Raw genomic sequence first — 3,577 nt, 5'->3', positions numbered from 1 at the left:
ATGCGTTGAACAGTTCGGACTTGGCGTCGCTACGGTCATGTCAGAGAACAAAGCGCCAGTTTCCGCGAGTCCCGCCGATCCGTTTCCATTGCTGGATCGAGTCGGTTATGCCTCCCTTGTCGGCGGTGAGGAATTCGCGCTGCTGCTCCCCGGCGTGGATGTGAAGGGGGCGGTCCCCCTGCTGGAGCGGTTGCGGGCGGCCGCTGCAACGGTTCCCCACCCCGGGGCGCCGTCGCAGAGGGTCACCCTTTCGGGGGGCCTGGCCGAGGTGCAGGGCACGGGCCTGGCGGCGCTGGAGAGCGGCCTGCGCAGCGCCGACGGCGCCCTTTACGCCGCCAAGGCCGCCGGGCGCAACCAGGTGATGGTGGCGGGCTGAGGAGCACCGGTAAGATTCTTACCAGTTCCGGCACGCGTGCACGCCCATGCGGATCACCTCCAAGGGCCAGGTGACGATCCCCCTCGACATCCGGCGCCAGTGCGGGCTTCTGCCCCACACCGAAGTCGTCTTTCGTGTCGAAGAGGGGCGGGTGCTGCTGGAGAAGGCCCCGGATCAGCAGGAGCCCGGGGCCGAGGCGATCCAGCGGCTGCGCCGGGCGCGGCTGCGCACCCGGCTCAGCACCGATGAACTGCTCGCCCTCACCCGGGGAGATGGGGGCTGATGGTGCTGGTCGACTCCAATGTGATCCTGGATGTCGCCACGGACGATCCCCACTGGAGCCGCTGGAGTTCAGATCAACTCCGCCAGTGGCTGGACCGCGGACCGGTGGCGATCAACGCCATCGTCTATGGCGAGATCGCCTTTGCCTGCGAGACGATCGAGTCGGTGGATGAGCTGCTGCCTCCCCATCTGTTCGACTACCGGGCCCTGCCACGGGAAGCCGCGTTCCTGGCCGCCAGGGCCCATGCTGATTACCGGAGCCGCGGCGGAGAACGGCGCACGATCCTTCCGGATTTCCTGATCGGCGCCCATGCGCTGGTGGAGCGGATGCCGCTGCTCACCCGCGATCAGCGCCGCTACCGGCAGGCGTTCCCGGGGCTGGAGCTGATCAGCCCCTGAGCGTCGTGGCCACGACGGCATTGATGCCCCTTCAACCGATCCCCCCCCCACCACCGGCCACCAGGCGTCCGCCGCCACCAGCTCCGCTTCGCCGCCAGCAGCGGGTAGGGGTTGGCGGCCAGGTCTGCCACCTTCAGCTTCAGGTGGGCCGGGGCGCCATCGGCCGCGCTGGGCACCAGCCGCAAGGCCGCCTCCCGGTTCTCCACGCCCCACACCTGGAAGGGGGCCGACCAGGAGCCCGGGGCCAGCCGCCGTTGCCCAACCGCTCCAGGCTGGGCTTGGGACTGAAGCTGCAACGCCAGCCCAGGCGGCGCATCAGCCGCTGGATCAGCCACTTCTCCTGCCCCAGCCCGTCGGCGGCCTCCAGGCGTTTCAACGTCCCCGGACGCACAAATCAACCGGACCCCCCGGCCTGGTAGAAGCTCGGCGGCGCAGCTGTTTTGGAGGCCCGTTGCGCACCCCTCCCAAGATGGTTGGAACACCGTTGATGGGACAGAGCCGCACGGGTTGGTGCCCAGGGGCTGGTCCTGATTCCGAGGGATTGCGAGGAGCGCCTTGACGGGCCTGAGGTGGGTCGATGGCCCACGTCGCCGTACAGCTGCCGAGAGGGCTGAGACAAAGCAAGCTAGCCTGACTGGAGCATGAGCTAGCCATAAATCGTGGCGGAAACGATGTCCCATGCGGCCGGGCCCCTCCCCCCCGGGAGGCCTCTCGTGAGCGTGCCTCTGGCGGAAGCCAAGAACCACCTCTCAGCCCTGGTGGCACGGGTGGAGGAGGGGGAGGAGATCGCCATCACCCGGAGGGGAGTGGCCGTGGTGCGCCTGGTGCCCGAAACGGAAACGCGTGAAGCGTTGCTGGGCCGCCCAGAGCGCGTCGGCGCCGCCCTGGCGCGGTTGCGGCAGCTGGGGGAAGGGGTCGTGCTGGAGGGCAACCTGCGGGCCATCGCCCGCGAGGGTCTGGCAGGCGACCAGTGAAGGTGGCCACCCCCTTTGTGCTCGACAACTCCGTGCTGTGCGCCTGGTTCCTGGCCGATCAGGCCACCCCGTATAGCGATGCAGTCGCCCGCCAGCTCCCTCTGGCCGATGCCCACGCCCCATGGCTGCTGCAGCTGGAGTTCACCAATGTTCTGTTCACCGCCTGCCGCCGAGGCAACCTGGGCGTGGTTCCGGCCCGCGAGATCGTCGACCAGGTGTCTCTCCTGCCGATTCACATCGATCGATCACCACCGCCACCAGCCAACCTGCTGAGCCTGGCCCTGCGGTTTCAGCTCACCAGCTACGACGCCGCCTACCTGGAACTGGCGCTCAGGCTGCAACTGCCGATCGCCACGCGTGATGGCGAGCTGGCCGAAGCAGCCTGGGTAGCAGGGGTGGGGGTACTCGCCCAATGAGCCTATTCATCTGCGTTCCAGACAAAACATCGGCTCATTGAGGGGTAAGCGTGATGCTGGCCCCGCGACCATCCACGTTCCGATCGAGGAAAAGATAGTGCTGATAGCGCCAACCGCAGCTCCCTCGACCGGCATCGGGGATCTCAAACTTCTGTTCAGGGTCGACGCAGACTCGCCTTGTCCCTTTCCAGGATAGATTCCTGGTTTCGGCATAGACATAGAGTCTGCCTCGGTAGCCCGGGGGAAGCCTCAGACTGTCGCACTCACCCTGGGCAACCTCATACCAGCCTTTGCTGGTCAGGCGGCCATTTCTGTCTGTCAATGCCTTGGCGACATAGGCCGATCCGTCGCCGGCTTTGTTGCAGACGCGCAGGGCCGTCTGGGCTGGGCGCTGCTGCCCGCTGGCGGCGATGGTCTCCCTCAGGCTGCCGCGTGCATCCACCACGTCGCACCACCACTTGCCGTTTGGGGCGTAGACCTCAATCTTGTCGCCCCGTCGCCAGTTGGCCCGGCAGATCGAAATCCAGTTGCCAACACCGCTTGGCTGGCCCGGTACGAGGCTGCGTCCGCGGCTGGCCAGTTTGAGCCCCAGCTTCAAAAGGATCTCCTTGAGGTCTGGATCCCTCGAGACGTCGATGCCGATCGCGACGGGAGAACGACAATTCGACTGACAGCAGGCTTGGCGTCCGGGAGCCACTGTTTCGAACTTCGATCCGCGCACGATCTGAAACGGCCTGTTGGCCCGATTGACGATGCAGAAGGCCCCGTCGACGGCGGAAGCTGGAGTGGCCCACAGGAGGCTGCCCCCCACCCCGAGTGACAGCAACAGCCCCATGGCCTGGGGCGTAACCCTGTGGAGCCCCTGGCCGGAAGGGTCCATGGAAGTCCTTGTCCGTTCGCCTGCCCATTCTGAGCAGCCTTCCCCTGCCGTGCTTCCCAGGCTGGGCCCCACCCCGAAGGGGCCTTGGTGCGAGCCCCCGAAGGCTGTTTGGGCGAAGCCCCGCAGCCCCTCAGCCGATCCCCCCCACCACCGGCCACCAGGCGTCCGCCGCCACCAGCTCCGCCTCGCTGCAGCCCGCCGCACGCCGCACCTCCGCCGCCTGGCTGTCGCACAGGGAGCCGTGCAGCGC

7 protein-coding genes are annotated in these 3,577 nt (G+C 67.4%); 5 read left to right on the top strand and 2 right to left on the bottom strand.

The annotated features are described in order from the left end of the window. The first annotated feature begins 88 nt into the window (after positions 1-88). Genes VB737_RS15625 through VB737_RS15615 form a run of 3 tightly spaced genes read left to right on the top strand, consistent with a single transcriptional unit; the run spans position 89 to position 1,057 of the window. Positions 89-376 carry a diguanylate cyclase gene (locus tag VB737_RS15625; RefSeq protein ID WP_500314305.1) on the top strand — a complete coding sequence of 96 codons (288 nt, stop codon included), beginning with the start codon at positions 89-91 and terminating at the stop codon, positions 374-376. Positions 377-422: 46 nt separating this feature from the next. Continuing rightward, positions 423-659: an AbrB/MazE/SpoVT family DNA-binding domain-containing protein gene (locus VB737_RS15620; protein WP_500314303.1), complete on the top strand. Its 237-nt coding sequence runs from the start codon at positions 423-425 to the stop codon at positions 657-659. Next, a complete protein-coding gene (locus VB737_RS15615; protein ID WP_500314301.1) occupies positions 659-1,057 on the top strand; it encodes a type II toxin-antitoxin system VapC family toxin in 399 nt (132 codons plus the stop codon). Before VB737_RS15620 ends, VB737_RS15615 begins: the two co-directional genes overlap by 1 nt. On the opposite strand, the gene VB737_RS15610 is transcribed toward VB737_RS15615, so the two are convergent. Next, entirely contained in the window at positions 1,015-1,737 is a 723-nt protein-coding gene (locus VB737_RS15610; RefSeq protein ID WP_500314300.1) for a hypothetical protein, read from the bottom strand. The two genes, VB737_RS15615 and VB737_RS15610, sit on opposite strands and share 43 nt — an antisense overlap. Before the next feature lie 33 nt (positions 1,738-1,770). Here VB737_RS15610 and VB737_RS15605 point away from each other — a divergent pair, with 33 nt between their 5' ends. Together VB737_RS15605 and VB737_RS15600 are read left to right on the top strand one after the other, a co-directional pair. Then, positions 1,771-2,031 (top strand): type II toxin-antitoxin system Phd/YefM family antitoxin, encoded by a 261-nt coding sequence (locus VB737_RS15605; protein WP_500314298.1) that lies wholly within the window; start codon positions 1,771-1,773, stop codon positions 2,029-2,031. A gap of 2 nt (positions 2,032-2,033) precedes the next feature. Then, entirely contained in the window at positions 2,034-2,447 is a 414-nt protein-coding gene (locus VB737_RS15600; RefSeq protein WP_500314297.1) for a type II toxin-antitoxin system VapC family toxin, read from the top strand. Between the two features lie 34 nt (positions 2,448-2,481). Here VB737_RS15600 and VB737_RS15595 read toward each other — a convergent pair whose 3' ends face one another. Next, a complete protein-coding gene (locus tag VB737_RS15595) occupies positions 2,482-3,327 on the bottom strand; it encodes a DUF1036 domain-containing protein (RefSeq protein WP_500314295.1) in 846 nt (281 codons plus the stop codon). Positions 3,328-3,577: the final 250 nt, after the last annotated feature.

The sequence above is a fragment of the Synechococcus sp. BA-120 BA3 genome, assembly GCF_034931285.1.
In the GTDB taxonomy this organism is placed as follows: Bacteria; Cyanobacteriota; Cyanobacteriia; order PCC-6307; family Cyanobiaceae; genus Cyanobium.
This window is presented reverse-complemented; position numbering and strand designations above follow the sequence as displayed.